The sequence below is a fragment of the Streptomyces sp. NRRL WC-3605 genome (assembly GCF_001509795.1).
Classification (GTDB): domain Bacteria; phylum Actinomycetota; class Actinomycetes; order Streptomycetales; family Streptomycetaceae; genus Streptomyces; species Streptomyces viridochromogenes.
Genome location: NZ_LLZN01000049.1, coordinates 91243 through 108217 on the forward strand (window position 1 = coordinate 91243; position 16975 = coordinate 108217).

The following is a 16975-nucleotide window of genomic DNA, read 5'->3' on the forward strand; positions in this document are numbered from 1 at the left end:
TCTACCGCCTGCCCTTCGGCGTGCCCGGCGGCGGGGGAGGAGGCGGCGGCCCGTCGTCTCTCCCGGAGGGGCCCCGCCCCCGCCGCCGCGGCGGCTCGATCGGCCGTACGACCGTGGGGGCGCCGTAGACGTCCCCGACCCGGGGCGGCGGGGGCTCGCCGGGAGGCTGCGCCTCGCCTGGCTCCTGCGCCCCGCCGGGCTCCTGCGTCTCTCCGGGCCTCCGCGTCTCTCCGGGCTCCCGCGCCCCCTCGTCCGGCTCCCTGCTTCCAAAGGTCCCGGGCGCCCGTCCCCCTCCGGGCCCTTGCGCCTCCCGGGGCTCCCGTACCCCTCCGGGCCTTCGCGCCTCCCATGGCCCCCGCGCCTCGTCGGACGACCACGCCTCGTCAGACGACCACGCCGCGTCGGACAACCGCGCGCCCCCGTCAGGCTCCGCGCTTCCGGACGCTCGGGGTGCTCCGGGCGGCCGGGCGTCCTCGGGCTCGCGCAGCGCCTCCGGCACCCGCAGATACGGATTGGTCGCCGGATTCGGCGGCCGGTACGGCGTACCCGGCGTGTACGGGCCCGATGGTCCCGCGCCGCTCCCGGACCCCGGCCCGCCGTCCGAGCCCGCCCGCGCCAGGGGTGCCGTCCGCACCCCCGCCGTCCCCGCCAGGCACGCCGCCAGCGCCCCCACGGCACCGGCACCGGCACCCCAGGCGGCTCCCAGCAGCAGCGCCATGGCCAGGCTGCCGCGCAGCTCCACACTCGCACCGAAGGCGTCGAAGCCCAGCACCGACAAGGACGCGTCCGCTGACAACGCGGTGAGCCGGACGAGCAGGGCCAGGGCGAGCGCCGTAGCGGTCCCCAGCCGCAGCGCGCACCGCCCGGCGAACCGCACCGCCCCCGGATCCCGTACGTCCCCGGGACCCGTCACCGGGGTCCGGACCGCCGTGAGCACCCCGGCGAGCAGCATCATCAGCGCCGCCGCCACCCCCAGCAGCCACACCCGTCCGTCCAGCTCGGCCAGCCGGCCCAGCGTCACGGACCGCTCGTCGCCGCCGGCCAGCAGGTCGTCCAGCGGGTCGGGGAGCAGCCGGGTCAGCGGGCCCGTCGCCCGGCCGTCGAAGGGGACGAACAGGCCGAGCGGCACCCCGAGCCACACCCCGTTCGGGGCGCCGAGCAGCGCGGCCCCCGCGATCCGCTTCGGGTGGGCGTCGCCGACCGCCGCGTAGGCGGCCGCCGCGAGCCCGGCCGCGACCGCGACCAGCAACACGGTGACCAGGGCGGACACGGCGGGCCGTACGACGCGGTGCACGGCCTCCCAGCCGCGCGGCAGCGGCGTCCGGCGCGAGGCCAGCAGGGCGATCAGCAGCACACCGGCACACCAGACCAGACCGCCGAGCAGGGTCGGTGCCGTGTCCACCGTGAAGCCGACCGCGGCCTTCGCGCCGACGAGGTCGCCGATCCGGTCGGGCAGCAAGCCCCCGATGTCCCCGAGCCCCGGCACCTCGACGCTCCCGCCGCCCCCGGGCACGTCGTCGAGGCCCAGCTCACCGCCGTCGATCGTGACGACGTCGTGGCCCGCCCAGGACAGTACGCCCAGCATCGCCACGAACAGGGCGGCCACCGTGCCCACGCGCGCGAGGAGTTCGGACGGCGCGACCACCTCTCCCGCGGTCCGCAGGGACCGCAGGAACAGCCACGCCAGCAGCAGCGCGCCGACCAGGCCGACGCCCAGTGGCGCGATGTCGATGGCCGTCGCCGCCTGCGCACTGCTCAGCCCGAAGGCGGACACGTCTCCGGACGGGGTGACCGAACCACCCGCCCCGAGCGCCACCACCGCAGCGGACATCGGGCCCAGCGAGGCCGTCGCGTCCGCGCCCAGCAGATGCAGCCCGAGGGCGGCGGTGCCCGCCATCCCGATCAGCGCCCAGCTCACGGACACGACCGCGGACAGCAGGACGTCGCCCCACGGTGGCCCGGTTCCCGGCCCCGAGGTCCCGACGTTCGTGGACGCGCTCATGGCAGACCCCCCGATCCGCGGCGCGGACGGTCGCCGCGCATGTCCCCCTCGCGTGGATTACCACTCTCCGGACTGATTTCCACCCCGTCAACGGAACCAGCGGAACCGCATACGCGTGCTCCTCACAAGGTCCGACTTTCGGTCAGGGGGCGGAGCCTGAAATAGTTCCCGACGATGTTCGACATCCCTAGACTCCCTGCGACGGGGGTAACTCGGGGGACTACTCAGTGGGGCATGGAGTGCCGGAACTCGTACTGGAATTGAATGGAAGGACCTGGACGCTCGACCCGTCCAGGCCCTACACCCTGGGACGCGATCCCCAGGGAGACATCGTGCTCGACGACGCCAGGGTCTCCTGGCGGCACGCCACGATCAGCTGGAGCGGCCGCAGTTGGGTCATCGAGGACCACGGCAGCACCAACGGCACGTTCGTGCAGGGCCACCGCATCCACCACCTGGAGATCGGCCCCGGTTCGGCCGTGCACCTGGGCAACGCGACCGACGGACCGCAGCTGACCCTGTCCGGCGCGGCGGCCTCCGCCGCGCCCCAGCAGGCCCAGCCGCAGCAGCAGCCGTACGCCGCGCAGGGCGCGCAGCCCGGCTGGGGCCAGGCGCCCGCACAGCCCGCGCCGCAGCAGCAACAGGGCGGGCAGGCCGGGTGGCAGCAGCCCGAGCAGCGGGACGCGCACATCCCGCAGCAGCAGGGTGCCGGCGGTGGCGCGGGGGCGCCGCCGGTGTACGGCGACCGCAGCCCCACCACGTTCCACCAGTTCTCCATCGGCCGTGTGATGCGCATCGGCCGTGCGCTGGACAACGACCTGGTCGTCTCCGACCTCCAGGTCTCCCGGCATCACGCCGAGTTCCACTCGACACCCGACGGCCGCATGGAGATCCGCGACCTCGGCGCCCACAACGGCACCTACGTCAACGGCCAGCCGATCGGCAAGGGCGGCTCGCAGCTGCTCGGACCGACCGACATCGTCGGCGTCGGCCACTCCACGTTCCGTATCGTCGGCGACCGCCTCGAGGAGTTCGTCGACACCGGTGAGGTGTCGTTCTCGGCCCGCCACCTGACCGTCACGGTCGACGGCGGCAAGCAGATCCTCAAGGACGTCTCCTTCGGCGTCCCCGAGAAGTCCCTCATCGCGGTCATCGGCCCGTCCGGCTCCGGCAAGTCGACGCTGCTCAAGGCGCTCACCGGCTACCGGCCCGCCAACCAGGGCGACGTCCTCTACGACAACCGCAACCTCTACAAGCAGTTCGCCGAGCTGCGCCAGCGCATCGGTCTGGTCCCGCAGGACGACATCCTGCACAAGGAGCTGACCGTCAAGAAGGCCCTCAAGTACGCGGCCAAGCTGCGCTTCCCCGCCGACACCACGACCGCCGAGCGCGAGGCGCGGATCGACGAGGTGCTGCGCGAGCTGAAGCTGGACATCCACAAGGAGAAGAAGGTCACCTCCCTCTCCGGCGGCCAGCGCAAGCGCGTCTCGGTGGCCCTGGAGCTGCTGACCAAGCCGTCGCTGATCTTCCTCGACGAGCCGACCTCTGGCCTCGACCCGGGCATGGACCGCGATGTGATGCAGCTGCTGCGCGGCCTGGCCGACGACGGACGTACGGTCCTCGTCGTCACGCACTCCGTGGCCGAGCTGGCGCTGTGCGACAAGCTGCTGGTGATGGCGCCGGGCGGCGCGGTCGCCTACTTCGGCCCGCCCGAGGAGGCGCTGAACTTCTTCGGCTACGACACCTGGGCCGACGTCTTCTCCGCCTTCGAGAACTACCGCGACTACGACTGGGCGGGACGCTGGAAGGGCTCGCAGCACTACCAGATGTACGCCGCGGACATCGACGCGATAGCCCCGCAGTCCGTACAGATGCCGCCGATGCAGGCCATGAGGCCGCCGAAGCCGCAGGGCTGGATGTCGCAGTTCGTCACGCTGGTGCGGCGCTATGTGTCGGTGATCGTCTCCGACAAGGGCTTCCTCGCGCTCATGGTGATCCTGCCGGGCGTCCTCGGCGCGGTGAGCCTGCTGATCGACTCCGGCAAGGGACTGCTGCCGAACCCGGCCAACCCGCAGACCGGGCGGATCATCCCGAACGGCACGGCCACGACCGTCCTGCTGATCCTCGCCGTAGGCGCCTGCTTCGCCGGCGCCGCGAACTCGGTGCGTGAGCTGATCAAGGAGCGGGTCATCTACGAGCGGGAGCGCGCGACCGGCCTGTCGCGGTCCGCGTACCTGATGTCCAAGGTGTTCGTGCTCGGCTTCATCACCGTGCTCCAGGGCCTCATGGTCGGCGTCATCGGCTTCTCCAGCCGGGAGATCCCCGAGGAGGGGCTGGTCCTGGGGAACCTGACGCTGCTGGAGCTGTCGGTGCCGATCATGGCGCTGGGCTTCACCTCGATGATGTTCGGCCTGATCATCTCGGCCCTGGTGAAGACCGCCGAGAAGACCATGCCGCTGCTGGTCATGTTCGCGATCATCCAGGTGGTGTTCACCGGCTGCCTCTTCGCGCTCAACGGCTCGATCGGCGCGAACCAGATCTCGTTCCTGATGCCGTCGCGCTGGGCGGTGGGCGCGGCCGGCGCCACGCTGGACTTCAACAAGATCAGCCCGCCCGACAAGGGCGAGAGCGGTGATCCGCTGTGGGAGCACACCGTCGGCGCCTGGACCATGGACATGCTGGCCCTGATCGCCCTCGGCGTGATCTGCGGCATCTTCGTGGCCCGCTTCCTGCGGCGCCACGAGCCGGAGGTCATGCGGAAGTAGTCCGCGAGCGGCGGGGGCCGGTCCCGCGAGGCGAAGCGCGGCACCCCCGCCGGGGTGCCGCGCTTCGGCGTGTCGCTGAGACGGAGAGGTCCGCCGAGTGCCTCAGTACGCGCTGTTGACGTTGTCGATCGAACCGTAGCGGTGCGCCGCGTAGTTGGCGGCGGCGGTCAGGTTCGCGACCGGGTCGTACTGGCTCCAGGCGGTGCCCGGGACGTGGTAGGTGTCGAAGGTCGGCTTGATGACCTGCAGCAGGCCGATCGACGGGACGCCGTTGATGGCGTTGATGTCCCAGTCGTTGATGGCGTTCGGGTTGCCCGAGGACTCGCGCATGATGTTCTTGTGCAGGCCGTGGTAGGTGCCCGGGATGTCGTGCTTCTTCATGATGTCCAGGGCCTCACGGATCCAGCCGTCGAGGTTGTTCGGGTAGGTCTTGGCGGCGACCTGCTTGACCTCGACCCGCTTCGCGGACCGGCTGGCGGCCTCCTTCGCCTTGCGGGCGGCCTCGGCCTTCTTCGCCGCGGCGGCCTTCTTGGCGGCGGCCTCGGCGGCCGCCTTCTTCTTGGCCGCGGTCTCGGCGGCGGCCTTCTTCTTCGCGGCGGCGTCCGCGGCGGCCTTCTTCGCGGCGATCTCCTGGGCCTTCACCGACTTCGAGGCGAGCTGGTCGGTGACGCTGCCCTTGACGTCCTTGATCTGCTTGTCGCTGTACGCCACCTTGCCCGTGGGGGCCTCGGCCGTGGTCGACTCGGCGTTGCCGGGGACGGCGGCGGAGACGGCGATGGCGGCGGCACCGAGCGTGGTGACTCCGGCCATGGCGATCTTGTGGCGCTTGGTGATCGGGCGACTGAGGATGCGGTTCTTGGTGTTCTTGAGCATGGCAGTGGGGACCTCTCTGAGTTGCGGGAGGTCGCTCGCTGTCCGGCGGGGACACGGGTGCTTCCTGCACAAACGCCGCGGGCTGACCCACGGCGCTGAGCGACGAGAGCAATTCTTAGCGGCCGCAAAATCGCGTGGCAAAGGTGTGACGTACGATCCTCGATAGGAGACCCAGGAGGGGCAAAATAGGACAGTCAGGACTGTCTGGGCCGCTCAAAAGGGACACCGCTACCTACTACGGACTTTCGTACGTGACCTGCACCCTATGTGCGGGCTCACACGGCGACCGCCCCCGTCTTACGCGCAGTTGCTGCCGCAACGCTCTGCGTGAGGCCCTTCCGGGGGCAGCAGGAGATGGACGTCCCCGAACTCGTGCCACAGGTACCGCCCGTGCAGCGCCTGCGCGTAACCGCACTCGATCGCGGCCCGTCCCGCGACCGCCTCCAGCATCAGCAGATGCGACGCCTCCGGCTCGTGCAGCCCGGTCAGCAGACCGTCCACCACCCGCACCCCCCGCTCCGGGGTCACCACGAGGTCCGTCCACCCCTCACGCGCGCGGACGACGCCGTCCGCGTCCACCGCCGACTCCACGGCCCGCACGGCCGTCGTCCCCACCGCGACCACCCGGCCGGACCCCGCCCGCGCCGCCCGGATCAGCCGCGCCGAGGCCTCCGGCACCCGGAACCGCTCCGGATACGGCGGCTCGTGCGCCTCCGCCGACGCCACCCCGGTGTGCAGCGCGACCGGCGCGAACTGCACCCCCCGGCTCACCAGCTCCGTCACCATCCCCGCCGTGAAGGGCCGCGCCGCACTCGGCATCTCCGCACTGCCCGCGCCATCGGCCGACGGCAGCGCGAACACGGTCCGGTACACGGACAGCGGCTGGTCCCGCTCCGTATAGGCGTAGCGGATGGGCCGCCCGTGGGCCCGCATCACCTCCAGCACCCGCCCCGGCCCGGCCGCCTCGCCGCCCGGCGGAACGCCCTCCGCCACAGGCCGCGCCCACCACAGCCGCCCGCCCGCCCGGTCCAGGGGCTCCTCCAGCAGCAGCCGCAGGCCGCCGGGCAGACGCACCTCCGTACCCGCGGGCCCGCCCGGACGCGCGTGCGTGGTGCCCCGCCCGTCGGGATCGCGCAGCTCGACCGCCCAGCGGCCGTCGTCCCCGCACGTGGAGAAGTGCACCACCACGCGCTTGGGCCCGATCCGGCCGTCCACCGCGGCCGGCAGCGTCTCGGACGTGTTGACGACCAGCACGTCCCCGGCCCGCAGCAGCCCCGGCAGCTCACGGAAGGAGTGATGGCCCACCTCCGTGCCCCGGGACACCAGCAGCCGTACGGAGTCCCGGTCCAGCCCCGGCCCCCGCTGCTCGGCCGGCACCCGCGCCGACAGCTCCGACGGCACCCGCACCATGAGCCTCACCGCCGGCCTCCCACCAGCTCGGACGCCGCGTACCGCCCGCCGGGCGGCCGCTCGTCCAGCAACCGCAGGAACCCCGGCACCACCGCGTCCGGCTCCGGGCGCGGCTCGCCGTCGTCCGGTACGGCCGCCGCGTACAGGTCCGTGGCCATGTCCCCTGGGTCCACCGCCCACACCCGCAACCCCGGCTCCTCGACGCCGAGCACCGCCGCCAGCTGGTCCAGCGCCGCCTTCGACGCCCCGTACCCGCCCCAGGTCCCGTACGCCTCCACGGCCGCGTCCGAGCTGACCGTGACCACCGCGCCCGCCGTGGACGCCCGCAGCAGCGGCAGCGCCTCCTGGACGAGCGCCAGCGCGGCGACCACGTTCACCTCCAGCGCCCGCCGCAGCCCCTCGAGCGGCAGCGCGTCCAGCCGGACCAGCGGCTCGGCCCCCAGCGCGCTGGCGTTGCTCACCAGCAGATCGACGCCGCCCAGCCGCCGGGCCGCCCCGACCAGCGCCGCCCGGTGCTCCGCGAGCGTCACGTCCCCCGGCACCGCCGTCACGCGCGTGCCGTGCCGCCGAAGCGCGGCCGCCGTCCGCTCCAGCGCCCCGGCCGTCCGCGCGTCCAGGACCAGATCCCAGCCCCGCCCGGCCAGGCCCTCGGCGAGCGCCCGCCCCAGCCCCTTCGACGCCCCTGTGATGATCGCTACCGCCATGGCAACCGTCCCCTCGTCCCTGCGACCGCCGTGGACCCGGCGGTGCCCTCACGCTAGGAACCGGCCCGCCCCGGCCGCCTCGGACGCGAGCCGCAACCGGCGGGGCCGTTCGCCCTACGCCCCGGGCACGGGGGACCGAAGACCTACGCCGGGTCCTAGGTCCGCCGCCCCGGCCCACCGCCGCCGCCGGTCCGATCCGCGTGTCGCACCCCGCCGGTACCGTGAGGGACATGACACAAGGCCCCCGGTCCGGCCTCGCCGCCGTGAGCTCCGCGCTGCTGGCCATGAGCAGGCACCTGGAGGTGCGCGACGTCCTGAAGACGATCGTCGCCTCGGCCCGCGAACTGCTCGACGCGCAGTACGCCGCGCTCGGCGTCCCGGACGACCACGGCGGCTTCGCCCAGTTCGTGGTCGACGGCGTCAGCGACGAGCAGTGGAAGGCCATCGGCCCGCTGCCGCGGCAGCACGGCATCCTCGCCGCCATGCTCCAGGAGGCCGAGGTCGAGCGCCTCGCGGACGTCCGCAAGGACCCCCGCTTCGAGGGCTGGCCCTCCGCCCACCCCGACATGTCCGACTTCCTCGGCCTGCCGATCCGCGACGGCGAGGAGGTCATCGGCGCGCTCTTCCTCGCCAACAAGAACTGCCCGAAGGAGTACGGCGGCTGCGGCTTCACCGCCGACGACGAGGAACTGCTCGCCATCCTCGCCCAGCACGCGGCGATCGCCCTCACCAACGCCCGCCTCTACGAGCGCAGCCGCGAGCTGACCATCGCCGAGGAGCGCTCCCGGCTCGCCCACGAGCTGCACGACGCCGTCAGCCAGAAGCTGTTCTCCCTGCGGCTGACCGCCCAGGCCGCCACCGCCCTGATCGACCGCGACCCGGCCCGCGCGAAGGGCGAACTGCACCAGGTCGCCGCCCTCGCCGCCGAGGCCGCCGACGAGCTGCGCGCAGCGGTCGTCGAGCTGCGCCCCGCGGCCCTCGACGAGGACGGCCTCGTCGCCACCCTGCGCACCCAGATCCAGGTCCTCGACCGCGCCCACAGCGCGCGCGTGACCTTCACCGGCCGCGGGGTGAAGGCCCTGCCCGCCGCCCAGGAGGAGGCCCTGCTGCGCGTCGCCCAGGAGGCCCTGCACAACGCCCTGCGGCACTCCGGCGCCGAGCACGTCGACGTGACGCTCGACCGGCGCGGCGCCGGAGCCGCGCTGCGCGTCACCGACGACGGCGGCGGCTTCGACCCGAGGACGGTGCGCCGCGCCGGGCGCCATCTGGGCCTGGTCTCCATGCGGGACCGGGCGAGCGGGGTCGGCGGCACGCTGACCGTGGAGTCGGCGCCCGGCAAGGGCACCACGATCGAGATGGAGGTCCCCGGTGGCTGACGCAATCAGGGTGCTGCTCGTCGACGACCACCAGGTCGTCCGCCGGGGACTGCGCACGTTCCTGGAGATCCAGGACGACATCGAGGTCGTGGGGGAGGCCGCCGACGGCGCCGAGGGCGTGGACCGCGCCGAGGAGCTGAGGCCGGACGTCGTCCTCATGGACGTCAAGATGCCGGGCATGGACGGCGTCGACGCCCTGCGCCGGCTGCGCGAGCTCGACAACCCCGCGCGTGTGCTGATCGTCACCAGCTTCACCGAGCAGCGCACGGTGATCCCGGCGCTGCGCGCGGGCGCGGCCGGATACGTCTACAAGGACATCGACCCGGAGGCGCTCGCCGGGGCCATCCGCTCGGTCCACGCCGGCCACGTCCTCCTCCAGCCGGAGGTCGCCGGCGCCCTGCTCTCCCAGGAGGAGAACGGCGGGGGACAGGGCCGGGCGGGGTCGCTGACCGAACGGGAGCGCGAGGTCCTCGGCCTGATCGCGGACGGCCGGTCGAACCGCGAGATAGCACGGGCGCTGGTGCTGTCGGAGAAGACCGTCAAGACGCACGTCTCCAACATCCTCATGAAACTGGACCTCTCCGACCGCACGCAGGCCGCCCTGTGGGCCGTACGCCATGGCGTGACCGGCTGAAACGCTCTGCGCAAGGGGTCACGGAGGGCGAACCGGAAGGTTCCCGTCCGGGCTGAGATTCATACCGTCGTGGGAATGTCCCCCGGATGGCCGCATCCTTCCCGGACCTCCGGCGTTCTCCAGTGCGTGCTGCGGCGACTGCCGCGGCGATCGCTAGGAGGGCTTGAAAGTGAAGAACCTGAAGAAGGCAGCGGCCGTGACGATGGTGGCGGGTGGCCTGCTGGCCGCCGGTACCGGAATGGCCTCCGCCACCGACGCGCACGCCGACGGCAAGGCCGTGGGCTCCCCGGGCATCGTCTCGGGCAACCTGATCCAGGCCCCGATCCACATCCCGGCGAACGTCTCCGGCAACAGCGTGAACGTCATCGGCGTCCTGAACCCGGCCTTCGGCAACCTGGCCGTCAACAAGTGACGCCTCGCCCAACCAGGCAGTGACCTCAGGCCTCCCGGGCGCCTCCCCGGGAGGCCGATCGGTAGGCGCTGTTCCACGGGCAGGGTCCTTCACACCGCTGACGTGAGAGGACCCTCGCCCGTACCCACCTGCTCGGGCCTCAGCGGGCCTCGCGCTGCTCCACGGCCGCGTTGTACGCCGCCACCTGCGCCCGCCGGGCCACCCGCTCGACGGGCCTCAGCGCCTCCGCCCGCGCCCGCATCTCGGCCGAGCTGACGGCGCCCCCGTGCCCGTTCTCCTGCGCCAGCGAGATCAGCAGACCCACCCGCCGGGCCAGCTCCAGCACCCGGACCGCCCGCGGCGGATACCCCGGCGCCAGTACCTCCTGTCCCCGCTCGGACCGGGCCCGGTACGCGTCGATCGCCGCCTCGGCCACCGGTCCCGACGCGGCCACGTCCAGCTTCGCCAGCACCTCGGTCGCGTCCCGCAGGCCCTCCGCCAGCTCCCGCTCGGCCTCGCCCAGCGACGGCACATCGGCGGGCGGCGCCTCCCGCACCGGCAGCACATGCCAGACGACGTCCACATGGACATCACCCTCGGGCCCGGCCTCGTACACCTCCGGCACCAGCCCGAAGGCCGCCCCGTGGCAGACCACCGCCTCCTCCGCCTCCAGGGCACGCGCGTTGAACTCGGGCGGCCCGCTCAGCCCCAGCGGATGCCCCGGCGCGGGCAGCGCCACCCGCAGTCCGGAGACCCCGAGCCGCCGCAGCCGCCCGAGGGCCAGCGTCAGCCCGACGGGCGCCGACTCGCCGGGCAGCCCCTCCACCCGGTGCACGGCGTCGTCCCCGACGATCTGGAGCACAGCGTCATCTGGTGAGACAAGTCCGGCCAAAAGGGCATTACCCCAAGCGGCGAGGCGTCCTGAGCGCGGTTCCGAAAGCATGCCACCACCCTAAGGACCGGACCGATGGAAGGATGGGCCGGACCGGTGGCGTAGATTTCCTTGAGGGGCTGCGCCTGCGGGCGCACGCGACCACCGAGACGCCGAGACCGGTCACAGCAAGGGGAGACAACGCGCTCATGAGCGATGTTCTGGAGCTTCAGGACGTAACCGTGGTCCGTGAGGGCCGGGCTCTCGTGGATCAGGTCTCCTGGTCGGTCAAGGAGGGCGAGCGCTGGGTCATCCTCGGCCCGAACGGCGCCGGCAAGACCACCCTCCTGAACGTCGCGTCCAGCTACCTCTACCCGACCAAGGGCACCGCCACGATCCTCGGCGAGACCCTCGGCAGGCCGGGCACCGACGTCTTCGAGCTGCGTCCCCGCATCGGCGTCGCGGGTATCGCCCTGGCCGACAAGCTCCCCAAGCGCCAGACCGTCCTCCAGACCGTCCTCACGGCCGCCTACGGCATCACCGCCACCTGGAACGAGGACTACGAGGAGATCGACGAGCAGCGGGCCCGCGCCTTCCTCGACCGCCTCGGCATGACCGAGTTCACCGACCGGAAGTTCGGCACTCTCTCCGAGGGCGAGCGCAAGCGGACCCTCATCGCCCGCGCCCTCATGGCCGACCCCGAGCTGCTCCTCCTCGACGAGCCCGCGGCCGGCCTGGACCTCGGCGGCCGCGAGGACCTCGTCCGCCGCCTCGGCCGCCTCGCCCGCGACCCGATCGCCCCGTCGATGCTCATGGTCACCCACCACGTCGAGGAGATCCCCCCGGGCTTCACCCACGTCCTGATGATCCGTCAGGGCAAGGTCCTCGCCGCGGGCCCCATGGAGCTCGAACTCACCTCCCGAAACCTCTCCCTCTGCTTCGGCCTCCCGCTCGTCGTCGAACAGGTCGGCGACCGCTGGACGGCCCAGGGCCTTCCGCTGTCCTGATCCCGTCCGCACGACCGGCGCCCTGTCCGCGGCAGGGCCCCCGGGCCTACCATGACCATGTGGAAATCGACGCGTGGGTTTGGTGGTTGATCGGCGCGGCAGCGCTCGGCATCGGGCTCGTCATCACCGCGATGCCCGAACTCGGCATGCTGGCGGTGGGCGCCGTCGCGGCCGCCCTGGTGGCCGGTTTCCTCGGCGGTGACGCCGTCGCCCAGGTCGTGGCCTTCGTCATCGTCTCCACCGCCCTCATCGCCGTCGTGCGGCCCATCGCCAACAGACACCGCGCCCAGCGACCCCAACTCGCCACCGGCATCGACGCGTTGAAAGGCAAGCAGGCAGTCGTACTGGAGCGCGTCGACGCCTCCGGCGGGCGGATAAAGCTCGCAGGCGAGGTCTGGTCCGCCCGCGCGCTCGACACCGGCCGGACCTACGAAGTGGGCCAGGAAGTGGACGTCGTGGACATCGAGGGGGCCACGGCCATCGTCATGTGACCTCGTACGACGCAAGTGACGCGAAGCCCTCACGAGTCACGCGACGGTCTGTCAGACTCGTCACCAAGATCTTCAACAAACCTAAGATCTTCCGAAGTTGGCGCAGTTGCCGCAGTGGAGAAGGGGTACGGGGAAACGACGATGGAACCGGTCATCATCGTCCTGGTCATTCTGGTGGTGTTGGTCTTCATCGCCCTGATCAAGACGATCCAGGTCATCCCGCAGGCGAGCGCGGCCATCGTCGAGCGCTTCGGCCGTTACACGCGGACACTGAACGCGGGCCTCAACATCGTGGTCCCGTTCATCGACACCATCCGCAACCGCATCGACCTGCGCGAACAGGTCGTGCCGTTCCCGCCGCAGCCGGTGATCACCCAGGACAACCTGGTCGTGAACATCGACACCGTCATCTACTACCAGGTGACCGACGCCCGGGCCGCCACCTACGAGGTCGCCAGCTACATCCAGGCCATCGAGCAGCTCACCGTCACCACGCTCCGCAACATCATCGGCGGCATGGACCTGGAGCGCACCCTGACCTCCCGCGAGGAGATCAACGCGGCGCTGCGCGGCGTCCTCGACGAGGCCACCGGCAAGTGGGGCATCCGTGTCAACCGCGTCGAACTGAAGGCCATCGAACCGCCCACCTCCATCCAGGACTCGATGGAGAAGCAGATGCGCGCCGACCGTGACAAGCGCGCCGCGATCCTCACCGCCGAAGGTACGCGCCAGGCCGCCATCCTCACCGCCGAAGGTGAGAAGCAGTCCCAGATCCTGCGCGCCGAGGGTGAGGCCAAGGCGGCCGCCCTGCGCGCCGAGGGCGAGGCCCAGGCGGTCCGCACCGTCTTCGAGGCCATCCACGCCGGCGACCCCGACCAGAAGCTGCTCTCCTACCAGTACCTCCAGATGCTCCCGAAGATCGCCGAAGGCGACGCCAACAAGCTCTGGATCGTCCCCAGCGAGATCGGCGACGCCCTCAAGGGCCTGTCGGGCGCCATGGGCAACTTCGGCGGCCTGGGCGGCGGTTCGGGGGGCGGCGGATCGACGGGCATCCCCGGCCAGGCGACGGAACGCCGGGAGAAGCCGTCGATCGACTGAGGCGGTTTCCGCGGTACGACAAAGGGGCCCGGCTTCTCCAGGAAGCCGGGCCCCTGTGCCGCCCAGGGCACGGGGAGCCGCGTGACCAGCCGCGGACCAACGGCGGCCGACGAACAATCAAGGCCCCGACGGCGATCGGCTACGCCGCGTCCATCCCCAGCCAATCCGGCAGCGCCGCGAACTCGTCGCCCCCCAGCGAGAGCAACATCGCATCAGCGGGAGTGGGCTCGAACGGCTCCCGGAGCAACGGCATCCCCGCCTGCTCGGGCGTCCGGTCGGCCTTGCGGTGATTGTCCTCCGCACACGAGGCGACCGTGTTCAGCCACGTGTCCTGCCCCCCGTGCGACCGCGGCACCACGTGGTCCACGGTCGTCGCCCTGCGGCCGCAGTACGCGCACCGGTGCCGGTCCCTGACCAGCACACCCCGCCTCGACCACGGCGCACGTCTTCGGAACGGCACCCTCACGTACCGGCAGAGCCTGATCACCCGCGGCGCCGGTATGTCCACCGCGGCTCCGCGCATGCGCAGTTCGGGGTGGGCCTGCTCGACGACGGCCTTGTCCTGGAGCACCAGCACGACGGCTCGGTTCAACGTCACCGTCGACAGCGGCTCGAAGCTCGCGTTCAGTACCAGCGTCTCCCGCATTGCAGCCCACCTCCCGTGCACACCTGCCCACCCCCTGGCGGGCTGGGATCAACTCTGGCCGGGCACGCCGAGATGGACAACGAAATAAAAAGTGCCCGCCCCCGATCACTTCCATGACCGGGGGCGGGCAAACGTTCCATGAACGTCAGGATTGGGCGGGCACCTCGTACTCGGCGATCAGGTGCGCACGCGCGAGCGTGTGGAACCGCAGGTTGAACCCGACGACGGCCGGGCTGGCGTTGGCGTCCGGACCGAGCTTCTCCTGGTCCACGGCGTACACCGTGAACACATACCGGTGCGGCCCGTCCCCGGGCGGCGGCGCGGCCCCACCGAAGTCCTTCGACCCGTAGTCGTTCCGCGTGTGCACGGCACCTTCCGGCAGCCCGTCGAACGCGCCGCCGCCCGCACCCGCCGGCAGCTCGGTCACCGACGCCGGGATGTCGAAGAGCACCCAGTGCCAGAACCCGCTCCCCGTGGGGGCGTCCGGGTCGTAGCAGGTCACGGCGAAGCTCTTGGTGCCCTCCGGGAAGCCCTCCCAGCGCAGCTGCGGCGACGTGTTGCCCGCCGCCTGGACCTGGGCGTCCTTCAGGGTCCCGCCGTCCTGGACGTCCTCACTCGTGACCGTGAAGGACGGCACGGGCGGATGGAAGTCGTGGGGGAGCGGCCGCCGCTTGAGCTCGGACACTTCGATACCTCCTGACGAAACAGTGGAATCAGCAGTTCCGAGCCTAGAACCAGTTGCGCTTGCTGCCGACCTCGGACAGCCACTGGTTGAGGTACGCCGCCCAGTCGGTCCCGTGGAAGTCGTTCAGACCCACCTGGAAGGACCGGAAGGTGTCGCTGCCCTCGCTGAACAGCCCCGGCTTCTTGTCCATCTCCAGGATGACGTCCATCGCGTTCGAATCCGCGACGAAGCTCAGCTCGACCTGGTGGAGACCGCGGTACTGCTGCGGCGGGAAGAACTCGATCTCCTGGTAGAAGGGCAGCTTCTGCCGCGTACCGCGGATGTGGCCGCGCTCCATGTCCGCGTTCTTGAAGCGGAAACCAAGCTGGATGAACGCGTCCAGGATCGCCTTCTGCGCGGGCAGCGGGTGCACGTTGACCGGGTCCAGGTCGCTGGAGTCCACGGCCCGCGCGATCGCCAGCTCCGTCGACACACCGATGTTCATGCCGCGCAGCGCCTGCCCGTCGATCATCGTGATCGGCGTCTCCCACGGGATCTCCAGCCCGAACGGCACCGCGTGCACCGCACCGGCCTGCAGCTCGAACGCCCCGCCCAGCCGCACCTTCGCGAACTCGATGTCCTGCTTGTGCTCCGAGTCCTGCGTCTCGACCTCGACCCGCGCCTGCAGGCCGACGGCCAGACCCTCGATGTCCTGGTTCACGGACCCGCCCTGAATCCGCACCTCACCCTGGACGACACCGCCCGGGACGACGTTGACCTCGGTCAGCACCGTCTCGACCGAAGCACCGCCGGCCCCCAGGCTCGCGAGCAGCTTCTTGAACGCCATGACTCTCCTCAACTCAGAGTGGATCCCTGATCCCTACAAACGCGATCCGGCCGTGGCCGGTTCCGCGATCCCACCCTGACAAGGCGTGCGCTCCCTGACCACCCCGTGGCGACCACGCCGTCTCCACTACGCTCGGACGGCATGATCGTGAGCCCCGACCGTACGCCCCCGCCGCGCTCCCGCACCGACCGGCCCGCCCCGCACGGGGCCCGGCGGCCCGTATGAACGTCGAAGACCTGGCCCACCCCGCCGAGGAAGTCGCCCCGCGGCTGCTCGGTGCCGTCCTCACCCACAAGAGCGCGGAGGGCACCGTCAGCATCGCCATCACGGAGACCGAGGCGTATTCCGGCGCGGCGGACCCCGCCTCCCACGCCTACCGGGGCAGGACACCCCGCAACGCCGTCATGTTCGGCCCGGCGGGACACCTGTACGTGTACCGGTCCCACGGTCTCCACTGGTGCGCGAACGTCGTCACGGGCACCGACGGCATCGCCTCGGCCGTCCTCATCCGCGCCGGGCGTGTCATCGAGGGGGAGGAGCTGGCCCGCGAGCGGCGAGGCCCGAAGGTGGAGGACGCACGTCTCGCCCGGGGCCCCGGCAACTTCTGCCAGGCGCTCGGCATCACCGCGGCGCACGACGGCGCGGACCTCCTGACGGGCACCACGGTCACCCTGTCCTGGGGAGACACGGTGCCCGACGACCTCGTCCGGGTAGGCCCCCGGGTCGGCGTGAGCAAGGCCCACGACTGGCAGCACCGCTTCTACGTGGCCGGCGACCCGACGGTCTCCGCGTACCGGCTGAGCCCGAGGGCCAAGCCGCCCACCAGCCCGAGTTGACGCGGCTTGGCGGGACGCGTAACGTGGCCCAAGCCGCTGAAGCGGGTACTGCGAAGTCAGCAGCCGTAGCGGCCAACCCACTACCTAGTACAACCCCTGAAACGGGGTCGATTCTGGCGTCCCCGTATGCCCGAATTCGATTCCGCGGAGCCCGATTATGAATCGGGCGGGGGAATCGGCTAACGTAGTGAATGTCGAAAGGCCGACAGGCGAAAGCCAGAAGCCCTCGGCAGTCCCGCCGGCAGGGAATCGGATCGAGAAAAAGATCTGATAGAGTCGGAAACGCAAGACCGAAGGGAAGCGCCCGGAGGAAAGCCCGAGAGGGTGAGTACGAAGGAAGCGTCCGTTCCTTGAGAACTC

At 71.6% G+C, this 16975-nt stretch carries 16 protein-coding genes; 8 read left to right on the forward strand and 8 right to left on the reverse strand.

The genetic code is table 11. The features are described from left to right. Position 1: 1 nt before the first annotated feature. Entirely contained in the window at positions 2-2002 is a 2001-nt protein-coding gene (locus ADL34_RS13600; protein WP_062671357.1) for a streptophobe family protein, read from the reverse strand. A gap of 239 nt (positions 2003-2241) precedes the next feature. On the opposite strand from ADL34_RS13600, the gene ADL34_RS13605 reads away from it, so the two are divergent. After that, positions 2242-4767: an FHA domain-containing protein gene (locus tag ADL34_RS13605; RefSeq protein ID WP_062671359.1), complete on the forward strand. Its 2526-nt coding sequence runs from the start codon at positions 2242-2244 to the stop codon at positions 4765-4767. Positions 4768-4869: 102 nt separating this feature from the next. On the opposite strand, the gene ADL34_RS13610 is transcribed toward ADL34_RS13605, so the two are convergent. From ADL34_RS13610 to ADL34_RS13620, 3 genes are all read right to left on the reverse strand, one after another. Continuing rightward, complete coding sequence (locus ADL34_RS13610) at positions 4870-5640, reverse strand: transglycosylase SLT domain-containing protein (RefSeq protein ID WP_062671361.1); 771 nt, start codon at positions 5638-5640, stop codon at positions 4870-4872. A 297-nt stretch (positions 5641-5937) separates the two neighbouring features. After that, positions 5938-7050, reverse strand: a complete 1113-nt coding sequence (locus ADL34_RS13615) for an S-adenosylmethionine:tRNA ribosyltransferase-isomerase (RefSeq protein WP_062671363.1) — start codon at positions 7048-7050, stop codon at positions 5938-5940. Positions 7051-7055: 5 nt separating this feature from the next. After that, positions 7056-7754, reverse strand: coding sequence for an SDR family NAD(P)-dependent oxidoreductase (locus tag ADL34_RS13620; protein ID WP_062671365.1), 699 nt, complete (start codon positions 7752-7754; stop codon positions 7056-7058). 230 nt (positions 7755-7984) lie between these two features. Here ADL34_RS13620 and ADL34_RS13625 point away from each other — a divergent pair, with 230 nt between their 5' ends. From ADL34_RS13625 to chpE, 3 genes are all read left to right on the forward strand, one after another. Continuing rightward, a complete protein-coding gene (locus ADL34_RS13625; RefSeq protein ID WP_062671367.1) occupies positions 7985-9130 on the forward strand; it encodes a GAF domain-containing sensor histidine kinase in 1146 nt (381 codons plus the stop codon). Next, the gene (locus tag ADL34_RS13630; protein ID WP_062671369.1) at positions 9123-9764 is read left to right on the forward strand and encodes a response regulator; all 642 of its coding nucleotides are present in this window, start codon (positions 9123-9125) and stop codon (positions 9762-9764) included. The genes ADL34_RS13625 and ADL34_RS13630 overlap by 8 nt, the downstream gene beginning before the upstream one ends. Before the next feature lie 169 nt (positions 9765-9933). Next, on the forward strand, positions 9934-10176 hold the full coding sequence (chpE, locus tag ADL34_RS13635; RefSeq protein ID WP_062671371.1) for a chaplin ChpE: 243 nt from the start codon (positions 9934-9936) through the stop codon (positions 10174-10176). 139 nt (positions 10177-10315) lie between these two features. Here chpE and ADL34_RS13640 read toward each other — a convergent pair whose 3' ends face one another. Further along, positions 10316-11098 (reverse strand): hypothetical protein, encoded by a 783-nt coding sequence (locus ADL34_RS13640; RefSeq protein WP_079034338.1) that lies wholly within the window; start codon positions 11096-11098, stop codon positions 10316-10318. Between the two features lie 137 nt (positions 11099-11235). Here ADL34_RS13640 and ADL34_RS13645 point away from each other — a divergent pair, with 137 nt between their 5' ends. The 3 genes from ADL34_RS13645 to ADL34_RS13655 all read left to right on the forward strand — a co-directional run bounded on the left by ADL34_RS13645 (position 11236) and on the right by ADL34_RS13655 (position 13622). Next, positions 11236-12033 (forward strand): ABC transporter ATP-binding protein, encoded by a 798-nt coding sequence (locus tag ADL34_RS13645; protein ID WP_062671375.1) that lies wholly within the window; start codon positions 11236-11238, stop codon positions 12031-12033. Positions 12034-12092: 59 nt separating this feature from the next. Beyond that, positions 12093-12524 carry an NfeD family protein gene (locus ADL34_RS13650; protein ID WP_079034339.1) on the forward strand — a complete coding sequence of 144 codons (432 nt, stop codon included), beginning with the start codon at positions 12093-12095 and terminating at the stop codon, positions 12522-12524. A gap of 141 nt (positions 12525-12665) precedes the next feature. Next, positions 12666-13622, forward strand: coding sequence for an SPFH domain-containing protein (locus ADL34_RS13655; RefSeq protein WP_062671379.1), 957 nt, complete (start codon positions 12666-12668; stop codon positions 13620-13622). 139 nt (positions 13623-13761) lie between these two features. Here the strand turns inward: ADL34_RS13655 and ADL34_RS13660 are convergent, their stop codons facing one another. From ADL34_RS13660 to ADL34_RS13670, 3 genes are all read right to left on the reverse strand, one after another. Next, positions 13762-14268, reverse strand: coding sequence for an HNH endonuclease (locus ADL34_RS13660; RefSeq protein ID WP_062671381.1), 507 nt, complete (start codon positions 14266-14268; stop codon positions 13762-13764). A 145-nt stretch (positions 14269-14413) separates the two neighbouring features. Beyond that, positions 14414-14953, reverse strand: coding sequence for a YbhB/YbcL family Raf kinase inhibitor-like protein (locus tag ADL34_RS13665; protein WP_062671383.1), 540 nt, complete (start codon positions 14951-14953; stop codon positions 14414-14416). Between the two features lie 43 nt (positions 14954-14996). After that, positions 14997-15779, reverse strand: a complete 783-nt coding sequence (locus ADL34_RS13670; protein WP_062671385.1) for a sporulation protein — start codon at positions 15777-15779, stop codon at positions 14997-14999. Positions 15780-16000: 221 nt separating this feature from the next. Between ADL34_RS13670 and ADL34_RS13675 the strand changes: the two genes are divergently transcribed. Then, positions 16001-16615 (forward strand): DNA-3-methyladenine glycosylase, encoded by a 615-nt coding sequence (locus ADL34_RS13675; RefSeq protein ID WP_062671387.1) that lies wholly within the window; start codon positions 16001-16003, stop codon positions 16613-16615. Positions 16616-16975: the final 360 nt, after the last annotated feature.

Excerpts from the sequence above, each read along its gene's own strand:
- ADL34_RS13670 (WP_062671385.1), bottom strand. The coding sequence starts at position 15,779 with ATGGCGTTCAAGAAGCTGCTCGCGAGCCTGGGGGCCGGCGGTGCTTCG.
- ADL34_RS13655 (WP_062671379.1), top strand. The coding sequence starts at position 12,666 with ATGGAACCGGTCATCATCGTCCTGGTCATTCTGGTGGTGTTGGTCTTC.
- ADL34_RS13645 (WP_062671375.1), top strand. The coding sequence starts at position 11,236 with ATGAGCGATGTTCTGGAGCTTCAGGACGTAACCGTGGTCCGTGAGGGC.
- ADL34_RS13625 (WP_062671367.1), top strand. The coding sequence starts at position 7,985 with ATGACACAAGGCCCCCGGTCCGGCCTCGCCGCCGTGAGCTCCGCGCTG.
- ADL34_RS13610 (WP_062671361.1), bottom strand. The coding sequence starts at position 5,640 with ATGCTCAAGAACACCAAGAACCGCATCCTCAGTCGCCCGATCACCAAG.
- ADL34_RS13620 (WP_062671365.1), bottom strand. The coding sequence starts at position 7,754 with ATGGCGGTAGCGATCATCACAGGGGCGTCGAAGGGGCTGGGGCGGGCG.
- ADL34_RS13640 (WP_079034338.1), bottom strand. The coding sequence starts at position 11,098 with ATGCTTTCGGAACCGCGCTCAGGACGCCTCGCCGCTTGGGGTAATGCC.
- ADL34_RS13675 (WP_062671387.1), top strand. The coding sequence starts at position 16,001 with ATGAACGTCGAAGACCTGGCCCACCCCGCCGAGGAAGTCGCCCCGCGG.
- ADL34_RS13660 (WP_062671381.1), bottom strand. The coding sequence starts at position 14,268 with ATGCGGGAGACGCTGGTACTGAACGCGAGCTTCGAGCCGCTGTCGACG.
- ADL34_RS13615 (WP_062671363.1), bottom strand. The coding sequence starts at position 7,050 with ATGGTGCGGGTGCCGTCGGAGCTGTCGGCGCGGGTGCCGGCCGAGCAG.
- ADL34_RS13600 (WP_062671357.1), bottom strand. The coding sequence starts at position 2,002 with ATGAGCGCGTCCACGAACGTCGGGACCTCGGGGCCGGGAACCGGGCCA.